Consider the following 24,674-nt stretch of genomic DNA (forward strand, 5'->3'; position numbering starts at 1 on the left):
CATGAGAGGGCGGCCGTGCCTGGAGCGCCGTGCGGCCGGGGCGTCAGCCCGCGGCCGATCGGGGCGTCACACGGTGCCGCGATCCCGGGTGCTCCTCCGGCAACCGATCGCCGCGGCCGCTCAGCTTGTGGCGAAGGCTTCCGGGTGTGTACTCCTCCGGGTAGACGCCGCGTCGTCGCAACTCGGGCACGATGTGCTCCACGACGTCCTCGAAGGTTCCGGGCGTGATCGCGTAGGCGAGATTGAAACCGTCGACGTCCGTCTCCTCCACCCATTCCTGCAGGACGTCGGCGATCTCGGTCGGTGAGCCGACGATGCGTGGGCCCAGTCCTCCGATCGCGCCCATTCGGGCGATGTCACGAACCCTGAACTCGCCGCCGTCGTCGTTCGCCTCCTGGAAATTGGCGACGGCGGACTGGATCGCGTTGCTCTCGACGTTGCCGATCGGCTCGTCGGGGTCGTACCGGGAGAGGTCGATGCCCATCCAGCCCGACATGAAGACGAGGGCGCCCTCCTCGGAGGCGTAGCGGAGGTAGTCGGCGTGCTTCGCGTGGGCCTTCTCGCTCGTTTCGTCGGTGATGATCGTCAGGAGGGTATAGATCTTCGCGGCGTACCGGTCGCGACCGGCCGCCTCGAGGGCGTCGCGGATGCGGCCGACCGTCGCCGCCAGTCCGGCTTTCGTCGAGGAGGCGACGAAGATCGCCTCGGCGTTCGATGCCGCGAACCGGATCCCGCGGGGGGAGGCGCCGGCCTGGTAGATGACGGGGGAGCGCTGGATCGACGGCTCCGACAGGTGGATTCCCGGGACGGTGAAATGCGTGCCCCGATGACCGATCTCGTGAACCTTGTCCGGGTCGGTGAAGATTCCGCTCTCCCGGTCGCGTACGACGGCGTCGTCCTCCCACGAGCCCTCCCAGAGCTTGTAGAGCACCTCGAGGTATTCGTCGGCGACGTCGTAGCGGTCGTCGTGCTGGAGCTGATCCTCGTGTCCCATGTTGCGGGCCGCGCTCGGGAGGTACCCGGTCACGACGTTCCAGCCGACGCGACCCTTCGTGAGGTGGTCGAGCGTCGACATGCGTCGAGCGAAGGGGTACGGGTGCTCGTACGCCGTGCCCGCTGTGATGCCGAAGCCGAGGTGTTCCGTGACGGCGGCCATGGCGGACACGAGCAGGACGGGGTCGTTGACGGGGACCTGTGCGCCGTTGCGGATCGCCGCCTCGTTGCTGCCGCCGTAGACGTCGTAGGTGCCGAGTACGTCCGCGATGAAGATGCCGTCGAAGCCACCTCGTTCGAGCAACTGCGCGAGCGAGGTCCAGTAGGCGAGGTCCGTGTACTCGCTCGACCGGTCGTCCGGGTGGCGCCACATCCCCGAAGCCTGGTGGGCGACGCAATTCATGTCGAAGGCGTTGAAGCGGATCTGTTTGGGCATGCAGACGATCATGAGCGAAGCGGCGGTTTTCGTCACCCCGTGCGTCGCACGCCGTAACACGCCGACGAGGGCCCTGCCTCGCAGACAGCCTCAGGGAGGGTGGGGCACGCGTGTCGGGGTCGGCGGGTGACCCTTCGACAGGCTCAGGGAGCGTAGGGGTGCGTCCTGGAGAACGGCGCGCGGACCCTCCAACAAGCTCAGAGACCGAGGGGCGCGTCCCGCAGACAGGCCGCGGAAGAACAACCCGCCCCAAGCGATCGCACGGACACCCGACGCCCCCCACAAGCACACCGACCCGTACGGAGCGAAGCGACCGATTAAAAAGAGAAGGGCCGGTTCTTCCCGAACCGGCCCTTCTGAAGCCCCGGGCCAGAGCAATAACCCGAATACTGCTCTGACCCGCCCCCAAAACACTCGCCTCTACCCTAGTGAGGCGAATGATTGGCGGTGCAACTCTTGAGAGAGACACCTAGCAATAAGTATTCTGTGCCGTTCGGCCCTCGGCCGCTAGTCGGCATTTTGGGGGACACGGGAGGACACGCCTCCACCAGGCTCACGCCCAGGGGAAACGCCAGGCGCCGGGCGCCGGCCGGAGCGGAGCGCGCAGGTTGCGCTGGGAGAGCGACCAGCGACTCCGCACGGGCCCGTCGTCGGTTGTGGCGCGAGCGGCCTCCTCCTCGAGCTGTCGGGCGATCACGACGGTGACGGCCGCGATCTCCTCGGGCGTCGCCGCCGAGGTGACCACGTGTACGGCGGACACGGGCGCGCCGAGTTCGGCGTCTTTCAGGGGTGCCGCGTGTCGTCCTGCCATGTTCGCGCCGCTCACAGCGGGATGTTGCCGTGCTTCTTCGGCGGGAGGCTCGCGCGCTTGCCCTTGAGCGTCCGCAGCGCCTTGATGACGGCGACTCGCGTAGCGGCCGGCTCGATGACGCCGTCGAGCTCACCGCGTTCGGCGGCCAGGAACGGGCTCGCCACGTTGTAGGTGTACTCGTTCGCGAGTCGCGTGCGAACCGCTGCGACGTCCTCGCCGGCCTCCTCCGCCCGACGGATCTCACCGCGGTACAGGATGTTCACGGCGCCCTGGCCGCCCATGACGGCGATCTCGGCGGTCGGCCACGCGAAGTTGATGTCGGCGCCGAGTTGCTTCGACCCCATGACGATGTAGGCGCCGCCGTAGGCTTTCCGGAGGATCACGGTCACGAGTGGAACGGTGGCCTCTGCGTAGGCGTAGAGCAGCTTGGCACCGCGGCGGATGACCCCCGTCCATTCCTGGTCCGTACCGGGAAGATAACCGGGCACGTCGACGAGCGTGAGGATCGGGATCGAGAACGCGTCGCAGAATCGCACGAACCGCGAGGCCTTCTCTCCCGCCTCGATGTTGAGGGTCCCCGCCATCTGGTTCGGCTGGTTGGCGATGATGCCGACGGTCCGACCCTCGACGCGCGCGAAGCCGATCACGATGTTGGGAGCGAAGAGGGGTTGCACTTCGAGGAAGTCCCCGCCGTCGACGACGTGCTCGATGACGATGTGCACGTCGTACGGCTGGTTGGGGGAGTCCGGGATGAGCGTGTTGAGCTTCCGGTCAGCATCGGTCGTCTCGAGTTCGACGTCCGCGGCGTATTCCGGGAGTTCCGCGAGGTTGTTGTCGGGCAGGAACCCGAGGAGCGCGCGAGCGTACTCGAGCGCGTCGTGCTCGTCCTGAGCGAGGTAATGGGCGACGCCCGACCGGGTGTTGTGGGTGAGTGCGCCGCCGAGCTCCTCCATGCCGACGTCCTCGCCGGTGACGGTCTTGATGACGTCGGGACCGGTCACGAACATCTGGCTGGTCTTGTCGACCATGATGACGAAATCGGTGAGTGCGGGGGAGTAGACAGCACCGCCGGCGGCAGGGCCCATGATGATCGAGATCTGCGGGATGACGCCCGATGCCGCGGTGTTGCGCCGGAAGATTTCCCCGTACTTCCCGAGCGCGACGACACCCTCCTGGATGCGCGCTCCGCCCGAGTCGAGGATGCCGATGATCGGGACGCCGGTGCGCAGAGCCAGGTCCATGACCTTGATGATCTTCTCGCCCGCGACCTCGCCAAGGGATCCGCCGAACGTCGTGAAGTCCTGCGAGTAGATCGCGACCTGGCGGCCGTTGATCGTTCCCGTCCCGGTGACGACGGAGTCGCCGTACGGGCGCGACTTGTCCATGCCGAAGGCGTGGGTGCGGTGACGCACGAACTCGTCGATCTCCACGAAGCTGCCGTGATCGAGTAGTTCCGCGATGCGCTCGCGAGCGGTCATCTTGCCTTTGGCGTGCTGCTTCTTCTGAGCGGCGACGTCTGCGTCGGTGACGGCCTGCTGGTAACGATTCTTGAGGTCGGCGACTTTGCCGGCCGTCGTGAACATGTCGGGTTCGGTCGTACGCTCTTCGGTCACGGATGTCACTCTATCCCGGGCCCGGGTGACGGCACCGTGCACGACTTTCGACAAGAGACCGCCGCTTTGTTGGATGGATCTCCACAACGCGGAAAGCTCATCGTGTCGCCGTCGACGCCGTCGGTGCTCTCCCGAGTGCGGGCGTTAGCCTGTCGACATGCCCGCAGATGCGCCCGATCTCGCCCTCAGTTCCGCACTCGTCCCGCGTCTCGAGTGGCGCTCATCGATCGGATCGACGAACGTCGAACTCGTCGAGCGTGCCGGAGACCCCGCCTGGCCGGATCTCTCGGTCGTCGCGACCGACGATCAGACGGCGGGGAGGGGACGCCTCGATCGGAGCTGGATCGCTCCGGCGGGATCCGCCCTCGCCGTGTCGGTGCTCTTGCGTCCGACGCTCCCGGTGCACCGCCTCGGCTGGCTCCCTCTCATCGCGGGGCTCGCCGTGGCCCGCGCCGCCGATCGCTTCATCGACTCCGCGCGCGTCTCCGTCAAGTGGCCGAACGACGTCCTCGTCGACGGACGGAAGCTCAGCGGCGTCCTCTCGGAACTCACCGCCGACGGTTCCGTCGTGGTCGGTGCCGGAGTGAACACGCGGGCGACGGAGGAGGACCTTCCGGTCTCGACGGCGACCTCCCTGGCCATCGAGGGTGCGACGACCGTCGCCCCGGACGCGGTGCTCTCCGCCTATCTCGAGGAACTGCTGCCCCTCTATCGGTCGTTCGTCGAGCACGGCGGCGATGCGATGGCGAGCGGCGTGCGCGCGGCCGTCTCCGAGCGGTGCGCGACGATCGGTTCGCGGATCCGACTCGAGCTGCCGGGTGACGTCGTCGTCCACGGCACTGCCCGCGGCATCGACGCTGAGGGTCGGCTCGTCGTGCAACCGGCTCACGGATCGGGACTACTGCCCGTCGCCGCGGGTGACGTGACGCACGTCCGCCCCGACTCCGACTGACGCCCTCCGCCTCCACGGGCAGGCGGCATGCATACTGCACAATGGGTTCCATGACCTTCGAGCCCCCTGCTCAGGCCGGCGCAGCCGTGCGCGCGGCCGGAGCGACAGAGCAGGTCGTCGCGCGCATGCACCGCAACGCGCGCGTGCTGTTCCTGCCGGCTCTCCTCTTCATCGCCCTCGTGGGTGGAACGGTCTACCTCCTCGGGGTCGCCGAGGAGACCTGGCAGTTGGCTGGCGGTCTCGTCGTGGCCGGCCTCCTCTTCCTGTTCGGCGTGCTCGTGCCGTTCCTCTTCTGGTTGACGCGCAGCTACACCCTCACGACGAAGCGGTTGATCGTCCGTCACGGCCTCTTCACGCGCACGCGCCGCGAAGTGCTGCACTCGCGCGGTTACTCCATCACCCTGAAGCGCGGTCCCCTGCAGACGATGCTCGGTTCGGGAACGATCGTCGTCGACGCCGGAAGCGACCGTCCCCTCGTGTTGGCCGACGCTCCGGGAGCGGTTCTCGTCCAGTCGACGCTGCACGAGCTCATCGAGCGGTCGCAGGCGAGCGGCGGCTATGGGACCGGCCCGCAGGGCGGGACGGGCCGGTTCTGACCTGATTCCGTGGCCCCGAGCAGGGGCCCCGATGGTGGAGGATGGACTCGTTGACGTCGGCGGGACGGCCGTGCCGGTGGAGGACATCCCGGCGGCCCCGAAGAGAACTGGGAGTGAGAGCATGCCTCGAGTCGGAGTGATCGGTGGAGGGCAGCTCGCCCGCATGATGGTCCCGGAGGCGCTCGAGCTCGGCATCGAGATCCGCGTCCTCGCCGAAGCGGAGGGTGCCCCGGCGTCGATCGCCGCGACGGCTGTCGGCGACTACCGCGACGTCGACGCGGTCCTGAGCTTCGCGGCCGATGTCGACGTCGTCACCTTCGACCACGAGCACGTGCCCCAGCACGTCCTCCGCGCCCTCGAGGACTCGGGCACCGTCGTCCGGCCCGGTCCCGACGCTCTCCTCTACGCGCAGGACAAGATCCTGATGCGTCGTCGACTGCAGGAACTCGGGCTCCCCGTGCCCGAGTGGACGACGGCGTCGTCCCCGGAGGATCTCGAACGCTTCCTCGCTGACCACGGCGGCTCCGCGGTCGTGAAGACGCCGCGCGGCGGATACGACGGCAAGGGCGTGCGCGTCGTGCGTGCGGCCGCCGACGTCGCCGATTGGTTCGCGGCTCTCGACGAGGACGGCAACGGGGGCGAGCTGCTCGTCGAGGAACTGGTGGCGTTCCGACGGGAGCTCGCGCAACTCGTCGCTCGGCGTCCGTCCGGACAGATCGAGGCATGGCCCGTCGTCGAGACGATCCAGCGCGACGGCGTGTGCGCCGAGGTGCTCGCACCGGCACCGGCCTCGGCCGGACGAGTGGCCGACGTCGCCGCGCAGATCGCCGTAGACGTCGCGGAGGGGCTCGGGGTCACGGGCGTCCTCGCCGTCGAGCTCTTCGAGACCGATGACGACAGACTGCTCGTCAACGAGCTCGCGATGCGCCCGCACAACTCCGGGCACTGGACGCAGAACGGCTCCACGACGAGCCAGTTCGAGCAGCACGTGCGAGCCGTGCTCGACCTGCCGCTCGGAGCCACGGGCACGGTGGCGCCGTGGAGCGTGATGGTCAACGTGCTCGGGGGGCCGACCGACGGCTCCGCCCTCGTCGATCACTACCCGGCCATGCTCGACCGTCACCCGACGGCGAAGATGCACGCGTACGGCAAGTCGCCCCGGCCGGGCCGGAAGCTCGGCCACGTGAACGTCGCCGGCGAGGAGCTCGACCAGGTCGTGTACGAGGCGCGGGCCGCTGCGGCCTTCTTCACGACCCCCTGAGCGCGATCCGCGGCCGGCGTCTGGGGTGGTGCCGGAGTTCGGTTTTTTCGCCGCTCGGCAGGGGAGGCTGGCGCGCCTGAACGGGCGCCCAGGGGAGTCGACCTAACATGTGCGTTATGCCACACCACGATTCCGCGCGCCCGATCGTCGGCGTCGTCATGGGGAGCGACTCCGACTGGTCCGTCATGAGCGACGCCTCGGCCGCCCTCAGCGACTTCGGCATCGACCACGAGGTCGAAGTCGTGAGCGCGCACCGCACGCCCGCTCGCATGATCGCCTACGGCCGCGAGGCCGCCGACCGTGGTCTCCGCGTCATCATCGCGGGTGCCGGCGGCGCCGCGCACCTCCCCGGGATGCTCGCCTCGGTCACCTCCCTGCCGGTGATCGGCGTCCCCGTCCCCCTCGCGCGGCTCGACGGCCTCGACTCGTTGCTCTCCATCGTTCAGATGCCCGCCGGCATCCCCGTCGCGACCGTCTCGATCGGCGGGGCGAGGAACGCGGGACTGCTCGCCGCCCGCATCCTCTCCACGTCAGACCTCGCAGTGCGCGAGAAGCTCGACGCATACGCGCTCGCGCTCGAGAACCAGGTGGCCGAGAAGAACGAGCGCCTCAAAGGGAGTCTGTGAGCGGCATCGCCGCGAGTCCGATCCGCTATCCGGACTCGCGCTCGGCCCGGGTGATGACGCATCGCGCGTGGTGGCTCGTGCTCATCAACTTCCTCATCCCGGGCTCGGCCCAAGTGCTCGCCGGAAACCGTCGACTCGGGCGGCTCGGACTCGGCGCGACCCTGACGCTCTGGGCCCTCGTGATCATCGCCGTCGCCCTCTTCGTCTTCCTCCGGTCGGCCTTCATCACGATCGTCACCTTCGAGCCCGTCCTCTGGCTCGTCCAGGGACTCATGGTCGCCTACGCCGTGTTGTGGTTCGTGCTCACGATCGACACCCTGCGGCTCGTGCGACTGGTCAAGGCCGCTCCGGGCGCGCGCGCCTGGATCGCCGCGGCGACCGTCGTCCTGCTGGCCGTCTCGGCAGGAGGAGCGACCGTCGGTGCCTACTACGCGGGCGTGACGCGAGGGACCCTCTCGTCGATCTTCGGCGGGGGCGCCATGGAGGCCCCGGTCGACGGCCGCTACAACATCCTGCTCCTCGGCGGTGACGCCGGACCGGATCGCGACGGGCTGCGACCCGACACGATCCGGGTCATGAGTGTCGACGCCGAGACGGGCGCGGCGACGACGATCGGGCTCCCGCGCGACATGCGCCACACGCCCTTCTCCGCGGACTCGCCCCTCGCCGGCCTGTACCCGGACGGCTTCCAGAACTGCGACGTGAGCGCGTGCAAGCTCAACGCCGTCTACACGGAGGCGGAGCTCCGACACGGGGACCTCTATCCCGACGCCGTCGCCGGGGGCAGCTCTCCCGGTATCGAGGCCATGAAGGAGGCGGCGGAGGGCGTCACGGGACTGATGATCCAGTACTACGTGCTCATCGACATGCAGGGCTTCGCCGATCTCGTCGACGCGCTCGGCGGCGTCGAGGTCACCGTCAACGACCGTCTCCCCATCGGCGGAGACGAGCAGCTCAACAATGTCGATGGCTGGATCGAACCCGGCACCCAGGTCCTCGACGGCTACCACGCGCAGTGGTACGCGCGTTCGAGGCACTCGACGAGCGACTGGGACCGCATGGAGCGGCAGAACTCGCTCATCGAGGCGATCCTGACCCAGTTCACGCCGGGCAACGTGCTGACGAAGTTCGAAGCGATCGCGCAAGCGGGCTCGAAGATCGTGAAGACCGACATCCCGCAGGGGATGCTCTCGTACTTCGTCGACCTCGCCACGAAGACGCGCGAGCAGCCGATCGAGTCGATCGAGCTCACACCGCCGACGGTCGATCCCGACGATCCCGATTTCTCCGCGATCCACGAACTCGTCGGGACGTCGCTCGCCCCTCCGGAGGATGAGACGTCCGGCGACGGCTGACGCGCAGGCCTGATGCGACGAAAGACCGCGGTCGTCCTCGAGAGTCGAGGACGACCGCGGTCTTCTCTGAGTCGGTCGGAGGAGCGGCTACTGTCCCTGCGCGGCGTAGCGGGCCTCGGTCGCGTCCTTGACGGGCGCCCACCAGGCCTCGTTGTCGCGGTACCACTCGATCGTGGCGGCGAGACCGGCCTCGAAGTCGACGTAACGCGGCTCCCACCCGAGCTCGGTGCGCAGGCGCGTGGAGTCGATCGCGTAGCGCAGGTCGTGCCCCGGGCGGTCGACGACGTGGTCGTACGCGTCGGCCGGCTGACCGAGGGTCGTGAGGATGAGCTCGACGACCTCCTTGTTGTTCTTCTCGCCGTCGGCGCCGATCAGATACGTCTCGCCGATCGTGCCCTTCTCGAGGATCGTGAGCACGGCGGACGAGTGGTCGTCGGCGTGGATCCAGTCGCGCACGTTCTCGCCGGCTCCGTAGAGCTTGGGGCGCTCGCCGCGGAGGACGTTCGTGATCTGGCGGGGGATGAACTTCTCGACGTGCTGGAAGGGCCCGTAGTTGTTCGAGCAGTTGCTGATCGTGGCCTGCACGCCGAACGAGCGCACCCAGGCACGGACGAGGAGGTCGCTCCCGGCCTTCGTCGACGAGTAGGGGCTCGACGGGTTGTACGGCGTGTTCTCCGTGAACCGGGCGGGGTCGTCGAGCTCGAGGTCTCCGTAGACCTCGTCCGTCGAGATGTGGTGCAGTCGGGTGCCGTGACGGCGGGCGGCCTCGAGAATCGTGTACGTGCCGATGATGTTGGTGTCGAGGAACGGCCGCGGGTCGTCGAGCGAGTTGTCGTTGTGGCTCTCCGCAGCGAAGTGCACGACGGCGTCGACCGTGGGGAACAGCTCGTCGAGGAGGGCGGCGTCGGTGATGTCGCCCTTCACGAACGTGAGTCGGTCGGCGGGGATCCCCTCGAGCGACGCGAGGTTGCCCGCGTAGGTGAGGGAGTCGAGCACCGTCACGTGCGAATAGGTGCGACCGATGACGTGGTGGACGAAGTTGGATCCGATGAAGCCGGCACCGCCGGTCACGAGAAGCTTGGACATTCGATCATCCTAACCGGAGGACCGCGGCGTCCACGGGCCCAGGGGCGAGCGTCAGAGGTCGGCGTGCAGCTGCCACACCCGCTCGGCGGAGTCCCGCCAACTGAACGCTCGCTCCCGGTCCTGGGCGAGGATGCCGAGACGCCGGAGTTGTTCGGCGTCGGACAGTGTCGAGGAGAGCGCCGCGGCGAGGCGCTCGGGATACCCCTTGCCGGTGAGCTCGACCGCGACGCCGGCCCCGGCCGAGACCTCCACGAGGGCGTCGTCGTCCGAGTGCACGACGGGGGTGCCGAAGCGGAAGGCCTCCACGATCGGGAGGCCGAAACCCTCATGACGCCCGGGATGCACGAAGACCGTCGCGCGATCGAGGAGGACGGCGAGGTCGGCGTCGTCGACGACGCCGAGCGCGCGGACCCGGTCGTCGGGGAGACCGGCCTCGTCCGCGACCGACGCGACCGTGAGTTCGCCCCACGAGTCCGGTCCGAGGATGAGAAGCGGAAGATCCGGAGCGCCGGGGAGTCCGAGCGCCGTGATGAGGTCGGTGAGTCCGCGCCGCGGATCGAGGCTTCCGATCGTCAGGATGAACTCCCCCGGGAGACGTAGTCGTTCGGTGCGCTCGTCCGCGTCCGGCGGGACGACGAGGTCCTCGCTCGCCGCTCCACCGATGACGCGCACGCGATCGCCGAGATCCACGATCTCGGCGAGGCGACCCGCGACGGCGTGCGACGGTACAACGACGGCGTCCGCGTGCTTCCGCGCACGCTTGAGCATCGCCTTGTTCCACGCGACGGTCGCGGGAGTGAGCGACTTCGGGTGCGTCCACGCGAGGGTGTCGTGGACCGTCACGACGATCTGGGTCCCGTCGGAGGAGGTGTCGTGCTTGACCAGCGGGGCCAGCAGACCGGGCGCGTGGATCATGCCCGTCGCGAGCGTCGGCGCGATCCCGAGCTGCCACGCCGTGGCGAGTTCGCGTCGGGGGAGCGTCGTGCGGTGGAGGTCGCCGAGGCCGGGGAGACGCTCCGTGAGGGCGTCGATCTTGTCCTGCGGCAGCGCCGAGACGATCCCTTCGACGGTGCAGCCGACGGGAGCCGTCGCGATGAGCCCACGCGTGAGCTCGTGCGTGTAGCGTCCGACACCCGTGGGAGCGGGCGTCGCCATCTGATCGATGACGACGCGGAGGACCGTCGTCATGACCGGGCCGGCGCCGCGGGCGCGACGGCGCCCTGCTCGACGGCGTCGTGAAGGGCTTCCCGCCAGTCGCGGAGCGGCGGCAGCCCGGCACGAGCCCAGCCGTCGTGACCGAGCACCGAGTAGGCCGGTCGCGGCGCGGGACGCGCGAAGGTGGAGCTGTCCGTCTCGAGGACGCGTTCGGGATCGAGGTCGAGCTCCTCGAAGATCGCCCGGGTGAACCCGTGCCAACTCGTGATCCCGGCGTTCGTGCCGTGGTAGACGCCCGCGGGGGCGTCGGCATCGAGGAGGGCGACGATCCGCTCGGCGAGGTCCTTCGTCCACGTCGGCTGGCCGAGCTGGTCCGTCACGACCGAGAGGGTGTCGTGACTCGCCGAGAGACGCACCATCGTGGCCGCGAAGTTCGGCCCGTGCGCCCCGTAGAGCCAGGCCGTGCGGACGACGTAGGTGCCATCGGGGTGCTCGGCGATCGCCGCCTCCTCGCCCGCCGCCTTGGTCCGCCCGTACGCGTTGATGGGGTCGCGGGTGGTGTCCTCGGCGTACGGCGAGGTGGCGAAGCCGTCGAAGACGTAGTCGGTCGAGATCGTCACGAGCTTCGCGCCGGTCTCACGCGCGGCGATCGCCAGATTGCGCGGGCCCGTCGCGTTGACGGCGAAGGCCGCCTCCTCGTCGGTCTCCGCGTCGTCGACCTTCGTGTACGCTGCCGCGTTGATGACCGCGTCGTGGCCCGCCACGGCGGCCCTGACGGCGTCGAGGTCCGTCACGTCGAGGTCCGCGCGACCGAGCGCCGTGACCTCGCGACCCGCGAGAGCGTCTTGCAGATCGCGACCCAGCATTCCGCTGGCGCCGGTGATGAGATAACGCATCGTGCTCCTTCGTCTGAACGGGTCGATTCTAGGCGAGGACCATGCGCGGACCCGTGGGAGCCGCGGCGTCTGCTATCGCTTGATCACGGGAGTCGGACTGCTCGTCTTCGAGACGGATGTCCCGCCGAAGTTCGCCGTCACCCGCACGGTGAGCCGTTTTCCGACCTGCGATTCGAGGACGAGGTGACGGGAACCGCGGGCACCGGAGATCGCGACGCCATCGGCGTACCACTGCCAGGACAACGCCGCGCCGGCCGGCGCGAAGCCCGATACGCGCGCGTCGAGGATGTAACCGACGTGGGACATGCCGGAGAGTTGTGGAACGGTGACCGAGACGGCCGGGTAGGCGGCGAAGATCTGGACCCAGAAGTGGCCCTTCGGGTTGTAGCCAACTCCCATGTGCGTGTAACGGGAGTCGAGGATGTTCGCGCGGTGACCCGTCGACTTCATCCACGCCTTCACGACTGCGCCGGGGGACGTGTAGCCGTAGGCGATGTTCTCGCCGCAGCACAGCGAGGCACCCTTCGCCACGCGTGACGCGCGCCAGTCGTTCGTGCTGTGCTCCATGCGGCCTGTCGACGACATGTGGTTCGCCCAGGTCTGGGCCGTGTTGTTGAGACTCCACTCGGTCTTCAGAGCCTTGCGGCCGTTGACCGCGCGATGCTCATTGGTGATCCTGATGACCGATTGCGCAGTGGTCTCGGCGTGTGCTGGGGCCGACGCGGTCGTGGCGGCGCTCGCCGATCCCACGAAGATCCCGACGGCGAGCACGGCGATGAGTCGAAGCGTCCGTGACATAAGAACTGTCCTCAATCCGGGTCACGCTCGGGGTGGCGGGACGGGGGCGACTGATGAGATGGGTGCTTCTTCGGGGGGGCTGCTTCAACGGTATGCGGAGACCGCTCGTCCGGCAAGTCGGGAGCGGCTCGGAGCCGCCGGGACGCGGGTCGGCCTTCCATGGCGCACCGGGGACCACGCGGTAGGCTTCGTTCCGTGAACATCCGCGAGCTCAGCATCCCCGACAGCTACGAGATCACGCCCCGTCTCATCGGTGACGACCGCGGGCTCTTCCTCGAGTCCTACAAGGCAGACGCACTCCGAGAGGCGACCGGTCGCACGATCGACCTGGCGCAGACCAACACCTCCGTGTCGACGAAGGGGACCGTTCGCGGCATCCACTTCGCGGACATCCCGCCGAGCCAGGCGAAGTACGTGACGGCGCACCGCGGCGCGGTCCTCGACTTCGTCATCGACATCCGCGTCGGTTCGCCGACCTTCGGTCAGTGGGACTCCGTCCTGCTCGACGACGTCGACCGCCGGGCCATCTTCATCTCGGAAGGGCTCGGGCACTGCTTCGTCGCACTCACGGACGACGCGACGGTGAACTATCTCGTGACCGACGTGTACCGCCCCGACCGGGAGCACGGCATCAATCCGCTCGACCCCGCCATCGGGTTGGCCTTCCCCGAGGAGGCCGGCGAGCTGCTCCTCTCGCCGAAGGACACCTCCGCTCCCTCCCTCGAGGCGGCGCGGGCCGCCGGCGTCCTCCCCGACTGGGAGACCGCTCGAGCGTTCTACGGCTCCCTCGCGGTCTCATGAGCGACGAGGCGGAGGTCGTGCCCGATCGCTTCGCTCCTGGTCGGCTCTCGGCGGCGGCGTACTGGCAACCGGCGCATCTCATGCGGTCGGCCTGGATCGAACACGGGTCCTTCGCCTCGACGATCGTCGATGTCGTGCGCCCGTCCCGACTCGTCGAGCTCGGCACGCACCACGGCTACTCGTACTTCGTGTTCTGCGAGGCGATCGCGCGCCTCGGACTCCCCACGACGGCGGTCGCCGTCGACTCGTGGGAAGGCGACGAGCACGCCGGATTCTACGGCGAGGACGTCTACCGGTCGGTGAGCCGCATCAACGAGGAGTACGCGGGGTTCTCCACCCTCAAGCGCAGCTACTTCGACGCCGCGCTCCCCGATTTCGAGGACGGGTCGATCGATCTCCTCCACATCGACGGGCGCCACCGCTACGAGGACGTGCTCCAGGAGTTCACCTCCTGGCTCCCCAAGATGTCGCCGCGCGGCGTGATGCTCTTCCACGACACGAACGAGTTCCGCACGGGCTTCGGGGTGCATCAGTTCTGGAGCGAGGTCGAGGTCCGGTACCCCTCGTTCCACTTCCTCCACGCTCACGGCCTCGGCGTCCTCGGAGTGGGCAGCGACCTCGATCCACGCGTGCGAGAGATGTTCGACATTCTGAACGCGCAGACCGATCTCTACCGCGGGGCCTTCTTCGCGCTCGGTGCCGACATCAAGCGGCGGTACAACCTCGAGAGCAAGCCCGAGCGCGTCGAGGAGCTCGAGAGCCGCGTCGCCGAGGTGACGGAAGCGCTCGCCGCCGAGGAACGTCGTCGCGAGGAAGAGCAACTCCGCCTCGCCGAGAAGCAGCGCGAACTGCGTGCGGCGCGTCGGGCGCTCTCGGACGTGTACGAGAGCACGAGTTGGAAGGTCAGCGCGCCCGTGCGCGCCGTCGGTTCTCTGCTCGGTCGGGGCCGTCGATCCTGATTCGCTAGGATTGCCCATTATGCGTGGCATCGTACTGGCCGGAGGATCCGGCACCCGTCTGTGGCCGATCACCAAGGGTATTTCGAAGCAGTTGATGCCCATCTACGACAAGCCGATGATCTACTACCCCTTGTCGACGCTCATGATGGCGGGGATCGACGAGATCCTCATCATCACGACACCCGAGTACAACGAGCAGTTCCGTGCGCTCCTCGGTGACGGTTCCGACCTCGGCATCCGTTTGGAGTACGCCGTGCAGCCGTCGCCCGACGGTCTCGCCCAGGCGTTCATCATCGGCGAGGAGTTCATCGGCGACGAGAGCGTCGCCCTCGTTCTCGGCGACAACATCTTCCACGGCACCGGCCTCGGCTCGTCGCTGCGGGGTCACACCGACATCGACGGCGCGATGATCTTCGCCTACCACGTCTCGAATCCGACGTCCTACGGCGTCGTCGAATTCGATGACGACTTCCGGGCCGTGTCGATCGAGGAGAAGCCGACGACCCCGAAGAGCAACTACGCGGTCCCCGGGCTCTACTTCTACGACAACGACGTCGTCCGGATCGCGAAGACCATCGAACCGAGCGCGCGGGGCGAGCTCGAGATCTCCACGGTCAACGAGCGCTACCTCGAGGCCGATCGGCTTCGCGTCCAGGTCCTCGACCGGGGCACGGCATGGCTCGACACCGGGACATTCGAGTCGATGATGCAGGCGTCCGAATACGTGCGCGTGATCGAGGACCGCCAGGGCTTCAAGGTCGGCTGCATCGAGGAGATCGCCTGGCGCGCCGGGTGGATCGACGACGATCAGCTCGCAGCGCTGGCCGCACCGCTCGTCAAGAGCGGTTATGGCCGCTACCTGCAGGGGTTGCTCGCGGGTTGAGAGACGTCCCGTCCACGAGACGGAAAACGGCAAGAGCCGCCCGCACGAGAGTGCGGGCGGCTCTTGCCGTTCTCCAGGACGACGTGATCAGCGACCGAGACGCCGGCGCACACCGTTGACGACGCGGCGGGCGAGCGACGTCGGTCCCGGCGCGATCGACTGGGCGCGCCGCGCCCATTGCGTGAGCCGCGGCTCCGTCGGGGTCGTCTCCGCCTTCCCCGCGGACGGACGGGCGAAGCGGAACCACCGGTCCCGGAGGCCCGCGATGTCGACCTCGCGAGTCCACCACTCGCCGATGAGCGATTCGATGAGCCGGTCGGGGCCGAGGCCCTCGATCACGGACCACGATGCGGAGGTCGCGACGGGCGTCGCGGTGAGGTAGTCGACGAGTTCCGCGTTGGCGCGCTCGGATCCGCCGACGATGACGTCGGCGCTCGAGATGAGGTCGAGCACCGCCGTGCGCGACTCGCCGCGCGCGTCGCGCTTGTCCCACCGACGCAAGTGCTCCGGTTCGGCGTTGACGTAGACCCACCGGAGCGCGCTCCGATTGAGTCGGAGCAGCTGGGCGGCGGAGGAGTCCGGCGACCCGATCGCGATCCCGATGTCGTGGAGCGACCGGAACTGCGAGTGCGGGACGACCGTGATGCCGCGGAAACGCGAGGCCGCCGCCGGGGCCGCCGCGTCGGGGACGGAGACGGTGAAACGCGCGACCGAGGCCGAGGCGCGCACGCGGGCGGCCTCCAGGAACTGGACGGCGGCATCAGGCAGTCGCGATCCGTCGAGCGAGTCCACGTCGATGAACACGGTGGGCACGTCGTCGCCCGGCAGCATGGCGTCTGCGAAGTGGTCGACGGGGTCGATGTCTCGCCACAGGTACTGCTGCACCGCATCGGTGTAGAAGGGGTAGCGGGAGACGACGATCTTCTCGTGCGCCGACCGGAGCGCCATCCGCTTCTCGCCCTCGAAGCTCTTCGCGCCGGCGTGGAAGACGAGAGCGCGGTTGGCGATGAGGGACGTGTACCCGTGCGCGTTCACCCGCAGGCAGAAGTCGTTCTCCTCGCCGTAGCCGGGCGCATAGATCTCGTCGAAGAGGCCGTGCGCCCTGATGAGCTCGCGACGGATGAGGAAGCAGAACCCCATGGCGACGGGGGAGATGCTGAAGCGCCGCAGGTCGTCACGCAGGTGCTCGTGGACGGCGGCGCTGCGCTCCATCGCCCGCGGCGTCTTCGGCACTCGCAAGTAGTGGGGGATGCTCGCGATCGTCGCGTTGTTGCTCCGGGCGCACACGACACCGTGGGTGTCCGACGCGTGCAGCACCTCGGACATCTCCTCGAGGAACCCCGGGGTCGTGACCGTGTCGCTGTTGAGGAGCAGGATGTCGTTGTCGGTCGCGTCGAGCTCCGTCACCGCTCTGTTGCAGTTTCCGACGAAGCCCAGGTTGCGGGCGTTGCGCTCGTACCGTGCGCCGGCGACGCCCTCGATGCGGGAGAGGAGCGCGCGTTCGATCTCGTCGGCCTCGGGTCCCACGTCGTTGACGAGGAGGAGGGAGTGACGGGAGAGGTCGACGTTCGCGATGACCGAGTCGACGCAGTCGAGCAGAGTCGGGAGGTCGCCGTAGACCGGGACGACGATCGTGACCGGCCGGCTCACCGCGGCGCTCATCGTCCGACCACCCGTCGGACGACGGCGATGGGCCGTTTGGCGAGGTTGCGCAACCGTCCCTTGACCCGGGTGGCGACGAAGCGCACGGTCGTCTGCCCGCCCGTCTTCATCATCTCCGAGTAGAGACCCGGGAGGGCGAACCAGTACCGCGCGATCTCGGGCAGCTTGTACGCGGGCCCTCCGATGAGTCGCGTGAGCGTGTCGATGGCCGCATCGTTGCTGTACTCGTGCTCGGTCATGCGGATCGCCCGCTCGCGAGCGGCCGCACCGTGGGCCAGCACCTTCCCGGGATCACCGGCGTAGCCGGCGATTGCCTCGACGAGCGTCTCCGGGTCGTCGGGCGTGAACAGGGCGCCGGTCTCGCCGTCGGCGACGAGTTCTGCGCCCCCGCCGTCGACCGACACGATGGCGGGCTTCGACAGGAGCATGTACTCGAGGGTCGTCCGGCCGAACGCCTCGATACTCGAGGCCGTCACGCACACGTCGGCTGCGGCGACGAACGGGAACGGATTCTCCTGCTCGCCGACGATCGTGATGCGGTCGGCGACTCCCGCCGCTCGCGCCCGCGCCATGAGCCGCACGTCGTAGTCCGGGTCCGTCCAGGAGCCGATGAGGCAGGCGCTCGCACGGATGCCGCGCTTGTCGAGAGCTCCGATCGCATCGACTACGCGCCACTGGCCCTTCGTGTCCGACAGACGACCCACGACGGCGATCTTGAGTCCGGGGTCGGTGCCGAAGGGAGCACGATCCGGTTCGGCGGCCGCCTTCTCCGCGAGCGAGGAGACGTCGACTTTGGGGTAGACGACCTGGATCGGCTTGTCGTCCATGTACTGCGCGATGTGATCGCGCACCGCGATCGAGTTGGAGAAGACGGCCTCTGAGAGCAGCCCGATGTCGCGGAACGTGCGTTCACGACCGATCTGGAAGGCGAGGCCGTGGTCGAGGTCGCCGTACTCGCGCACGAACCACGCGTGCGGGATGCCGAGGACCTTCGCGGCGAATGCCCCCCACGGGGCGACGATCGAGTTCGTCACGACGAGGTCGGGTCGCCGATCCTCCATGAAGGAGATGATCTGCTGCGTCGACGCATAGTCCTCGCGTGCGAAGTAGGTCTTCTCGGCGAGGGGGGCGTCGACCTGGGGGATCGTCCATCCGCGGTAGCGGTAGGACTTGAACGCCCAGCCCTTCTCCTCGATCGCCTTGATGAACTGGCCGCGCGGGTGCTTCGTGATGAAGACAGCCTCGAAGTCCGGATCGCGGTCGTACCAGTCCTGAACGAGCTGGATGAGGGAACGCTCGGCGCCGCCGAGGTTGATGGGAGCCGTACTGTGATTCACGAAATAGACGAGCACAACGACTGATTCTAGGGTGCAGCCCTGTCAGGAGCCCGGGGATCGCGTCGCGAGCCGCGCCCTCACCGCGAGTCCGGCGCGGAGGGCCCACCGGAGCGGGGCCCAGACGACGCCCGGATAGACCCGCGAGACGTAGGTGTAGGCGCTGCGGTGGTGCGCCCGGACCATGGCGGTCGATGCGTGCGAGGTCGAGTGCGCTCCCACATGCGTCACGACGGACGCGGGCACGTAGCGGCAGCGGAACCCGGCCTCGCCGATCCGTCGGCCGAGGTCGACGTCCTCGAAGTACATGAAGAACGCGTCGTCGAAGCCGCCGATCCGCTGGAAGACGGAACGACGGACGAGGAGGCACGCGCCGGACAACCAGCCGGTGTCGAAGGGTTCGTCCACCGTGGCGAGATTGGTGGGGCGGTACCGCCGGGACCACGGGTTGTTCGGCGCGACCGTCGACAGCACGCCGTGGCCGATGCCGAGGAAGAGGCGCGGCAGGGGGCGGGCGGAGGGATAGGTGCTGCCGTCGGCGTCGAGGATGCGGGGTCCGACGACACCGATGTCCGGCCGCGTCGACGCGGCTTCGATGAGTGCGTCGATCGCGCCGTCGTGCATGACGACGTCGGGGTTCACGATGAGGATCCAGTCCTCGTCGGCTCCTTCGGCGGCGCGATTGGCCGCGCGGCCGTAGCCGAGGTTGGCGTTGTTCTCGAGCACATGGACGGCCTGCCCGCGGCGCTCGGCCTCGCGCGCAGGCGCTCCGTCCGTGGAGCCGTTGTCGCTGATGACGACGCGCAGGTCGTGCGTCGACGCCCTCTCGAGGGAGTCGAGGAAGGCCGTGAGGTGGTCGCCGGAGTTGTAGGTGACGGTGACGACGAGCACCGAAGCGCGCGTCATCGTCGTGCCGCCGCTCGCCGGTAGGCGTCCCGATGCGCCGCAGCGCTCGCCGCCCACGTGAATCCGGCCGCGCGCTCGCGAGCCGCGTCGGATCGGCGCGCGCGAGCGTCCGTGTCGGCCACGATCGTCGAGATCGCCTCGCCGATCGAGGAGACATCGGTGCCCGCGTAGACGACGGCGTCGCCGCCGACCTCGGGAAGCGACGACTCCCGAGTGGTGATGACGCTCGCGCCCGAGGCCATCGCTTCGAGCACGGGGAGGCCGAAGCCCTCGCCCCGACTCGGGTACACGACGGTGAGGGCGCCGCCGAGGAGGACGTGCAGTTCTTCCCGGGGGAGGTAGCCGGGGAGCACGACCGTCAGGTCGTCGGGGACGCGCGACAGGTGGTCGTCGATCGTGGTGTCCCAGCCGCGCGCGCCGGCGAGGACGAGGGCGGGCGGATCTGTCGTGCCGGCGAAACGCTCGACGTAGGCGTCGATGAGGGCCGGGACGTTCTTCCGAGGCTCGAGCGTTCCGAGGAAGGCGATCCAGCCCGATTCCGGCAGACCGAGGCCGCGGCGGAAATCGGCGACGGCGTCGTCCGTCGGCGGCCGGAAGGTCTCGAGGTCGACTCCGTGATGAGCGACGACGGCTCGCCCCGTCTCGACGGGCGCGAACGGCGCCAGTTCGTCGAAGGTCGCGGCGCTCGGTGCGACGAGTACGTCCGCCCGGCGGGCGCCGAGCAGCGTCCATGCCCGGAAGAACCACCGCTTCACGACCGAGTGGTCGGCCGGGAGCGTGAAGAAGGTCGCGTCGTGCACCGTGACGACGCTGCGCGACCGGGAGAGGAGAGGGAAGGTGTAGTGCGGTGAGTGGATGACATCGGCGCCGAGGGCTCTCGCGATCCGGGGGAGTCGGAACTGCTCCCAGAGCATCCGCATGAGAGGGTGCGCGAAGCGGTCGCCCACGACGACCCGTCCGTAACCGCGGCCGGAGGTGAAGGTCGAGGCCGCGAGGGACCGGCGGGTCACGACGGTGACGCGCACGCCATCGCCGCGAAGTTCCGGTGTGACGCCTTCGAGGTACCTGCCCACTCCGCCGAGTTCATCGGGGATTGCGGTACCGTCGAGGAGTACGTGCACGCTCTGCATCCTCCCGCGACCCACCTCGTCTGATTCGGCGGATTGCCCGCACAAATGTTTAGATTCTAGTCGAGACGCGGAGGAATTCTCCTCCGCGTACCTTCCCGAAAGCACCGGATGACCTACCTCTCAGAGCTTTTCGCAAGCCGCGAGCTCTTCTACAACCTCACGATGCGCGACGTGAAGGGGAAGTACCGTCGAACCGTCCTCGGGCAGTTGTGGTCGCTCATCAACCCGCTCGCGACGATGCTCGTCTACACGCTCGTCTTCTCCTTCATCTTCCGCGCACGGCCCTCCGTCGGCGACCCCAGCGGGCTCGACATCTACCCGCTCTGGCTCATGACGGGCCTACTGCCGTGGCTGTTCTTCACCCGCGTGGTCACGGGCGGCATGTCGTCGGTCATCGGCAACGCCGGCCTCATCAAGAAGGTCTACTTCCCCCGCATGCACTTGCCGTTCTCGGTCGCCGGGTCGGTCGGGTACACGTGGGCGATCGAGATGGGCGTGCTCGTCGTCGCCCTCACGGTCTTCGGAGGCATGCCCCTCATCTGGGTCCCCGTCGCCGTGCTCTTCATGGTCCTGCTCGCGCTGTTCGCGCTCGGACTCGCGATGCTGCTCGCGATCGGGAACGTCTACTTCCGGGACCTCCAGCACTTCACATCGATCGCGTTGCAGATGTGGATGTACCTGACCCCGATCATCTACCCCCTGCACCTCGTCGAGGACCAGGCCGAGGTCCACGGCCAGTGGATCCTCGACGTCTACAGGCTCAACCCGATGGAGCGCTTCGTCTCCGTCTTCCGAGAACTGCTCTACGACAACCGGTGGCCCGACCTGGGCGACTCGCTCGTCTGCGTCGCGTGGACCGTCGCGATGTTCACGATCGGCTTCCTGGTGTTCAAGCGGAGCGAGAAGAGATTGGCCGAGTTGCTATGAGTGAAGCCGCCGTCGTCGTCGATGACGTGTCGAAGAAGTTCCGTCTCTACAAGGAGAAGAACGACTCGCTGAAGACCGCGTTCATGCGCGGCCGCCGTTCGGTGCACGAGGACTTCTGGGCGCTCAAGGACGTCTCGTTCGAGGTCCCGGAGGGATCGACCTTCGGTCTCGTCGGCCGGAACGGTTCCGGGAAGTCCACTCTGCTGAAGTGTCTGGCGAAGATCCTCTACCCCAATTCGGGGTCCATCTCCTCGCGCGGGAAGGTCGCCTCGCTCCTCGAGGTGGGGTCCGGTTTCCACCCCGAACTGTCGGGTCGCGAGAACGTCTATCTGAACGGCTCGATCCTCGGGATGAGCCGCAAGGACGTCGACAAGAAGTTCGACGAGATCGTCGACTTCAGCGGTGTCCGGAAGTTCATCGACCAGCCCGTGAAGAACTACTCCTCCGGCATGTACGTGCGGCTGGGCTTCAGTGTGGCGATCAACGTCGACCCCGATGTGCTCGTCGTCGACGAGATCCTCGCGGTGGGTGACGCGGCCTTCCAGGCGAAGTGCAAGGAGAAGTTCGCGGAGTTCCGCCGAGCCGGGAAAACGGTCATCCTGGTGACCCACTCGATGGGGAATATCCGCGACATGTGCGACCACGCCGCGTGGCTCGACAACGGTTCCCTCGTGCAGGTGGGCGATGCCCAGAGTGTCATGAAGGCCTACACTGCAGATATCGATAAGGGAGATCGATGATCGCGGGGTTCTGCGCCGCGGCTACGTAGGGCCGGTTCGCACTCGGCTCGCCACACGGCTGAGGGAGAACCGTGGAAGCCAGATCGCGACGCATTGCGTCCCTCGCCGTCTGGGCACTCGTGCTCACGGTTCTCGTGCCGCTCGCGGCCCTCGTCGCACCGACGTCCGCCAAGGCGCTCGTGACGGACGGCTTCGATGCGGGATACATCATCAGCGACGAGCGGTTCTACGACTCCGGGTCGATGACCAACGTCCAGATCAACGATTTCCTTCAGGCGAAGGGTGCCAAGTGCACGACGAACTGCCTGAAGAGCTACCGGATGGCGACGAGTCAGCGTGACGCCGTCGCGGGCCGCTGCAACGGCTACACGGCCCGGAGCAGCGAGAACGTCGCCAACATCATCAAGAACGTCGCCGTCTCGTGCGGCATCAACCCGCAGGTCCTGCTCGTCATGCTCGAGAAGGAGCAGGGTCTCGTGACCGCCACGGCGCCATCGGCGTCCCGGTACAAGATCGCGATGGGCTACGCGTGCCCCGACACGGCGCCGTGCGACACGCGCTACTACGGCTTCTTCAACCAGGTGTACATGGCGGCGTACCAGATGAAGGTCTACGCGACCTCGCCGTCGTCGTTCCGCTACCGCGCCGGCCAGAACAACTCGATCCAGTGGCACCCCAACGCCTCGTGCGGATCGTCGACCGTCTACATCCGCAATCAGGCGACGGCGAGCCTCTACAACTACACGCCGTACCGCCCGAACGCCGCCGCACTTGCGAACCCGTACGGAACGGGCAACTCGTGCTCGTCCTACGGCAACCGCAACTTCTTCGTGAAGTTCTCGGACTGGTTCGGAGCGACGACCGCGGCGTCCCCCGAGGGTCGGATCAACTCGACGAGCGTCGAGCCGGGCCTCGTGAGGATGATCGGGTGGGCCCTCGATCGGGACAGCGCGGCGTCGATCGACGTCCACGTCTACGTCAACGGCAGCTTCTACCGGTCGGCGGCGGCGAACGTCTCGCGGCCCGACGTCGGCTCGGCCTTCCCCGGCTACGGCAACGCTCACGGCTTCGATCTCCGGCTCAACCTGCCGCCGGGATCGACCGAGGTGTGCGTCTACGGGATCAGCGTCGGCGGTGGACGGAACGCGCTCATCGACTGCCGCACCGTGAGCCCGATGTCGGGTCCGCCCGTCGGCGGGTTCACACTGGCCCAGGTCGAGCCCGGCGGCGTCCGTCTCACGGGCTGGGCGCTCGACCCGGACACGCTCGCACCGGCGACTGTCGCGGTGCAGTACCGCGGACAGCGGGTGGGAACGTTGACGGCGAACACGTCCTCGTCGGGTATCGACACGGGCTACCCGAGCTACGGGACGAACCGCGGCTTCTCCGGCCTCGTCGCCCTGCCTGCGTCGACGGGAGAGTTGTGTCTCACCGTCGTCAACGTCCTCGTCGGTAAGGACAAGTCCCTCGGCTGTCGCACCGTGACGGTCTTCGGGGACAGCCCGATCGGTAAGGTCGAAGCGGTCAACGAGGGGCCGACGTCGGTTCGAGTGACCGGGTGGTCCATCGATCGGCAGACGGCCGCTGGCGTCGTCGTCGAGCTCCTCGTCAACGGGACCGTCGTCGCGAAGCAGACGGCGGCGACGTCCCGACCCGACGTCGGTGCGACGTACCCGGCCTACGGGGCGAAGCACGGGTTCTCGATGGAGGGGCCGATCGGCTCGGGTAAGCAGGAGGTCTGCGTCCGCGCGGTCAACCAGGGTGCGGGGAGCTCGGTCACCCTCAAGTGCCGCACCTTCCTGACGCCGACGGGACTCCCGCAGATCGCGATCGAGTCACGCGTCCGCTCGGCGACGGGGTACACGTACACCGGATACGCGATGGAGCCCGACTCCACGACGCCCGCGACCGTTCGCGCCGTCACCTCGTCGGGGCAGGTCCTCGCCACCACGACGGCCAACCGTCCGCACGCCGCGCGCTCCGCGAAGTGGCCGATGTACGGCGGCCAGGGATTCACGATCTTCGTTCCGCTCGGAGCGGCGACGGCGGACTTCTGCCTCACGGCCGTCAACGTCGGTCCCGGCTCGAACGTCAACGCGACGTGTGAGAAGTGGGGGCCCAGCCCCGACGGGCGCCTCGATTCCGTCTCGCCGGCGCCCGGCGGATTCGATGCCGTCGGGTGGGCCATCGATCCCGACACGGCATCGCCGATCGACGTGCACATCTACGTCGACGGCAAGCACGTGTCGACGACGAAGGCGGCAGAGTCACGCCCCGACGTCGCAGGGGTCTACCCCGCTCACGGTGCCGACCACGGCTTCTCGAAGCGCGTGGCGGCGACGCCCGGGCAGCACTCCGTCTGCGTGTACGGCATCAACGTGAAGGCCGGCAAGAACGCGCAGTTCAAGGCCTGTCGCGTGGTCGTCGTTCCCGGCGGTGTCCCAGACGGCCGGATCAATTCGGTCACGCCGACAACGGGAGGCGCGACGGTCACCGGGTGGGCGATCGACTTCGACACGGCGTCTCCCATCGACGTGCACTTGTACGTCGACGGGAAGATGACGGCGTCCACGTTCGCCAACGTCAACCGTCCTGACGTCGGTGCGGTCTACCCGAAGTGGGGAGCGGCTCACGGCTTCTCCGCCGTCCTGCCGATGTCTAAGGGCACCCACGAGGTCTGCGCCTACGGCATCAACGTCGGGGCCGGGAAGAACTGGAAGCTGGCGTGTAAATCGGTGACGGTGCGCTGAGGCG

General features: G+C 68.1%; 22 protein-coding genes. 11 read left to right on the forward strand and 11 right to left on the reverse strand.

Annotated features, from left to right (window positions below):
- Positions 1-43: 43 nt before the first annotated feature.
- The 3 genes from ELQ90_RS14935 to ELQ90_RS14945 all read right to left on the reverse strand — a co-directional run bounded on the left by ELQ90_RS14935 (position 44) and on the right by ELQ90_RS14945 (position 3,823).
- On the reverse strand, positions 44-1,429 hold the full coding sequence (locus tag ELQ90_RS14935; RefSeq protein WP_128496094.1) for an LLM class flavin-dependent oxidoreductase: 1,386 nt from the start codon (positions 1,427-1,429) through the stop codon (positions 44-46).
- Positions 1,430-1,982: 553 nt separating this feature from the next.
- Positions 1,983-2,240 (reverse strand): acyl-CoA carboxylase subunit epsilon, encoded by a 258-nt coding sequence (locus tag ELQ90_RS14940; protein WP_128496095.1) that lies wholly within the window; start codon positions 2,238-2,240, stop codon positions 1,983-1,985.
- An 11-nt stretch (positions 2,241-2,251) separates the two neighbouring features.
- Positions 2,252-3,823 (reverse strand): acyl-CoA carboxylase subunit beta, encoded by a 1,572-nt coding sequence (locus tag ELQ90_RS14945; RefSeq protein WP_128496190.1) that lies wholly within the window; start codon positions 3,821-3,823, stop codon positions 2,252-2,254.
- 187 nt (positions 3,824-4,010) lie between these two features.
- On the opposite strand from ELQ90_RS14945, the gene ELQ90_RS14950 reads away from it, so the two are divergent.
- The 5 genes from ELQ90_RS14950 to ELQ90_RS14970 all read left to right on the forward strand — a co-directional run bounded on the left by ELQ90_RS14950 (position 4,011) and on the right by ELQ90_RS14970 (position 8,643).
- Entirely contained in the window at positions 4,011-4,805 is a 795-nt protein-coding gene (locus tag ELQ90_RS14950; RefSeq protein ID WP_128496096.1) for a biotin--[acetyl-CoA-carboxylase] ligase, read from the forward strand.
- A 50-nt stretch (positions 4,806-4,855) separates the two neighbouring features.
- On the forward strand, positions 4,856-5,401 hold the full coding sequence (locus ELQ90_RS14955) for a PH domain-containing protein (protein ID WP_166409104.1): 546 nt from the start codon (positions 4,856-4,858) through the stop codon (positions 5,399-5,401).
- A 31-nt stretch (positions 5,402-5,432) separates the two neighbouring features.
- Positions 5,433-6,662, forward strand: coding sequence for a 5-(carboxyamino)imidazole ribonucleotide synthase (locus tag ELQ90_RS14960; protein WP_279432142.1), 1,230 nt, complete (start codon positions 5,433-5,435; stop codon positions 6,660-6,662).
- 107 nt (positions 6,663-6,769) lie between these two features.
- Entirely contained in the window at positions 6,770-7,288 is a 519-nt protein-coding gene (gene purE, locus ELQ90_RS14965; protein WP_424980836.1) for a 5-(carboxyamino)imidazole ribonucleotide mutase, read from the forward strand.
- 53 nt (positions 7,289-7,341) lie between these two features.
- A complete protein-coding gene (locus tag ELQ90_RS14970; RefSeq protein ID WP_128496192.1) occupies positions 7,342-8,643 on the forward strand; it encodes an LCP family protein in 1,302 nt (433 codons plus the stop codon).
- Between the two features lie 87 nt (positions 8,644-8,730).
- Here the strand turns inward: ELQ90_RS14970 and rfbB are convergent, their stop codons facing one another.
- The 4 genes from rfbB to ELQ90_RS14990 all read right to left on the reverse strand — a co-directional run bounded on the left by rfbB (position 8,731) and on the right by ELQ90_RS14990 (position 12,578).
- Positions 8,731-9,729 carry a dTDP-glucose 4,6-dehydratase gene (gene rfbB / locus ELQ90_RS14975; protein WP_128496099.1) on the reverse strand — a complete coding sequence of 333 codons (999 nt, stop codon included), beginning with the start codon at positions 9,727-9,729 and terminating at the stop codon, positions 8,731-8,733.
- 51 nt (positions 9,730-9,780) lie between these two features.
- Complete coding sequence (locus tag ELQ90_RS14980; protein ID WP_128496100.1) at positions 9,781-10,917, reverse strand: glycosyltransferase family 4 protein; 1,137 nt, start codon at positions 10,915-10,917, stop codon at positions 9,781-9,783.
- Complete coding sequence (gene rfbD, locus ELQ90_RS14985; protein WP_128496101.1) at positions 10,914-11,780, reverse strand: dTDP-4-dehydrorhamnose reductase; 867 nt, start codon at positions 11,778-11,780, stop codon at positions 10,914-10,916. Before rfbD ends, ELQ90_RS14980 begins: the two co-directional genes overlap by 4 nt.
- A gap of 72 nt (positions 11,781-11,852) precedes the next feature.
- The gene (locus ELQ90_RS14990) at positions 11,853-12,578 is read right to left on the reverse strand and encodes a CAP domain-containing protein (RefSeq protein ID WP_128496102.1); all 726 of its coding nucleotides are present in this window, start codon (positions 12,576-12,578) and stop codon (positions 11,853-11,855) included.
- Between the two features lie 195 nt (positions 12,579-12,773).
- Here ELQ90_RS14990 and ELQ90_RS14995 point away from each other — a divergent pair, with 195 nt between their 5' ends.
- From ELQ90_RS14995 to rfbA, 3 genes are read left to right on the forward strand one after another with little or no spacing between them, the layout of a single operon-like run.
- Positions 12,774-13,379 carry a dTDP-4-dehydrorhamnose 3,5-epimerase family protein gene (locus tag ELQ90_RS14995; protein WP_128496103.1) on the forward strand — a complete coding sequence of 202 codons (606 nt, stop codon included), beginning with the start codon at positions 12,774-12,776 and terminating at the stop codon, positions 13,377-13,379.
- Positions 13,376-14,338 (forward strand): class I SAM-dependent methyltransferase, encoded by a 963-nt coding sequence (locus ELQ90_RS15000; RefSeq protein WP_128496104.1) that lies wholly within the window; start codon positions 13,376-13,378, stop codon positions 14,336-14,338. Before ELQ90_RS14995 ends, ELQ90_RS15000 begins: the two co-directional genes overlap by 4 nt.
- 19 nt (positions 14,339-14,357) lie before the next feature.
- Positions 14,358-15,221, forward strand: a complete 864-nt coding sequence (gene rfbA, locus ELQ90_RS15005) for a glucose-1-phosphate thymidylyltransferase RfbA (protein ID WP_128496105.1) — start codon at positions 14,358-14,360, stop codon at positions 15,219-15,221.
- Positions 15,222-15,308: 87 nt separating this feature from the next.
- Here the strand turns inward: rfbA and ELQ90_RS15010 are convergent, their stop codons facing one another.
- The 4 genes from ELQ90_RS15010 to ELQ90_RS15025 are packed head-to-tail and all read right to left on the reverse strand — an operon-like array spanning position 15,309 to position 20,244.
- Positions 15,309-16,883 carry a glycosyltransferase family 2 protein gene (locus ELQ90_RS15010; RefSeq protein WP_128496106.1) on the reverse strand — a complete coding sequence of 525 codons (1,575 nt, stop codon included), beginning with the start codon at positions 16,881-16,883 and terminating at the stop codon, positions 15,309-15,311.
- Positions 16,880-18,220, reverse strand: coding sequence for a glycosyltransferase family 4 protein (locus tag ELQ90_RS15015; protein WP_166409106.1), 1,341 nt, complete (start codon positions 18,218-18,220; stop codon positions 16,880-16,882). The genes ELQ90_RS15010 and ELQ90_RS15015 overlap by 4 nt, the downstream gene beginning before the upstream one ends.
- Positions 18,221-18,262: 42 nt before the next feature.
- Positions 18,263-19,123 (reverse strand): glycosyltransferase family 2 protein, encoded by an 861-nt coding sequence (locus tag ELQ90_RS15020; RefSeq protein WP_128496108.1) that lies wholly within the window; start codon positions 19,121-19,123, stop codon positions 18,263-18,265.
- Positions 19,120-20,244 (reverse strand): glycosyltransferase family 4 protein, encoded by a 1,125-nt coding sequence (locus ELQ90_RS15025; protein WP_243696207.1) that lies wholly within the window; start codon positions 20,242-20,244, stop codon positions 19,120-19,122. Before ELQ90_RS15025 ends, ELQ90_RS15020 begins: the two co-directional genes overlap by 4 nt.
- Before the next feature lie 117 nt (positions 20,245-20,361).
- Between ELQ90_RS15025 and ELQ90_RS15030 the strand changes: the two genes are divergently transcribed.
- The 3 genes from ELQ90_RS15030 (at position 20,362) to ELQ90_RS15040 (ending at position 24,670) form a co-directional block, all read left to right on the forward strand.
- Positions 20,362-21,180, forward strand: a complete 819-nt coding sequence (locus tag ELQ90_RS15030) for an ABC transporter permease (RefSeq protein WP_128496110.1) — start codon at positions 20,362-20,364, stop codon at positions 21,178-21,180.
- On the forward strand, positions 21,177-21,920 hold the full coding sequence (locus tag ELQ90_RS15035) for an ABC transporter ATP-binding protein (protein ID WP_128496111.1): 744 nt from the start codon (positions 21,177-21,179) through the stop codon (positions 21,918-21,920). The genes ELQ90_RS15030 and ELQ90_RS15035 overlap by 4 nt, the downstream gene beginning before the upstream one ends.
- 71 nt (positions 21,921-21,991) lie before the next feature.
- Positions 21,992-24,670 (forward strand): hypothetical protein, encoded by a 2,679-nt coding sequence (locus ELQ90_RS15040; RefSeq protein WP_128496112.1) that lies wholly within the window; start codon positions 21,992-21,994, stop codon positions 24,668-24,670.
- The last annotated feature ends 4 nt before the right edge of the window (positions 24,671-24,674 follow it).

Source organism: Labedella phragmitis, assembly GCF_004078635.1.
Classification (GTDB): domain Bacteria; phylum Actinomycetota; class Actinomycetes; order Actinomycetales; family Microbacteriaceae; genus Labedella; species Labedella phragmitis.

Excerpts from the sequence above, each read along its gene's own strand:
- ELQ90_RS14950 (WP_128496096.1), top strand. The coding sequence starts at position 4,011 with ATGCCCGCAGATGCGCCCGATCTCGCCCTCAGTTCCGCACTCGTCCCG.
- ELQ90_RS15035 (WP_128496111.1), top strand. The coding sequence starts at position 21,177 with ATGAGTGAAGCCGCCGTCGTCGTCGATGACGTGTCGAAGAAGTTCCGT.
- ELQ90_RS14990 (WP_128496102.1), bottom strand. The coding sequence starts at position 12,578 with ATGTCACGGACGCTTCGACTCATCGCCGTGCTCGCCGTCGGGATCTTC.
- ELQ90_RS15000 (WP_128496104.1), top strand. The coding sequence starts at position 13,376 with ATGAGCGACGAGGCGGAGGTCGTGCCCGATCGCTTCGCTCCTGGTCGG.
- ELQ90_RS14980 (WP_128496100.1), bottom strand. The coding sequence starts at position 10,917 with ATGACGACGGTCCTCCGCGTCGTCATCGATCAGATGGCGACGCCCGCT.
- ELQ90_RS14940 (WP_128496095.1), bottom strand. The coding sequence starts at position 2,240 with ATGGCAGGACGACACGCGGCACCCCTGAAAGACGCCGAACTCGGCGCG.
- purE (WP_424980836.1), top strand. The coding sequence starts at position 6,770 with ATGTGCGTTATGCCACACCACGATTCCGCGCGCCCGATCGTCGGCGTC.
- ELQ90_RS14960 (WP_279432142.1), top strand. The coding sequence starts at position 5,433 with ATGGTGGAGGATGGACTCGTTGACGTCGGCGGGACGGCCGTGCCGGTG.
- ELQ90_RS14970 (WP_128496192.1), top strand. The coding sequence starts at position 7,342 with ATGACGCATCGCGCGTGGTGGCTCGTGCTCATCAACTTCCTCATCCCG.
- rfbB (WP_128496099.1), bottom strand. The coding sequence starts at position 9,729 with ATGTCCAAGCTTCTCGTGACCGGCGGTGCCGGCTTCATCGGATCCAAC.
- ELQ90_RS14955 (WP_166409104.1), top strand. The coding sequence starts at position 4,856 with ATGACCTTCGAGCCCCCTGCTCAGGCCGGCGCAGCCGTGCGCGCGGCC.
- ELQ90_RS14945 (WP_128496190.1), bottom strand. The coding sequence starts at position 3,823 with ATGTTCACGACGGCCGGCAAAGTCGCCGACCTCAAGAATCGTTACCAG.
- rfbD (WP_128496101.1), bottom strand. The coding sequence starts at position 11,780 with ATGCGTTATCTCATCACCGGCGCCAGCGGAATGCTGGGTCGCGATCTG.
- ELQ90_RS15020 (WP_128496108.1), bottom strand. The coding sequence starts at position 19,123 with ATGACGCGCGCTTCGGTGCTCGTCGTCACCGTCACCTACAACTCCGGC.
- ELQ90_RS15030 (WP_128496110.1), top strand. The coding sequence starts at position 20,362 with ATGACCTACCTCTCAGAGCTTTTCGCAAGCCGCGAGCTCTTCTACAAC.
- ELQ90_RS14935 (WP_128496094.1), bottom strand. The coding sequence starts at position 1,429 with ATGCCCAAACAGATCCGCTTCAACGCCTTCGACATGAATTGCGTCGCC.
- ELQ90_RS15010 (WP_128496106.1), bottom strand. The coding sequence starts at position 16,883 with ATGAGCGCCGCGGTGAGCCGGCCGGTCACGATCGTCGTCCCGGTCTAC.
- rfbA (WP_128496105.1), top strand. The coding sequence starts at position 14,358 with ATGCGTGGCATCGTACTGGCCGGAGGATCCGGCACCCGTCTGTGGCCG.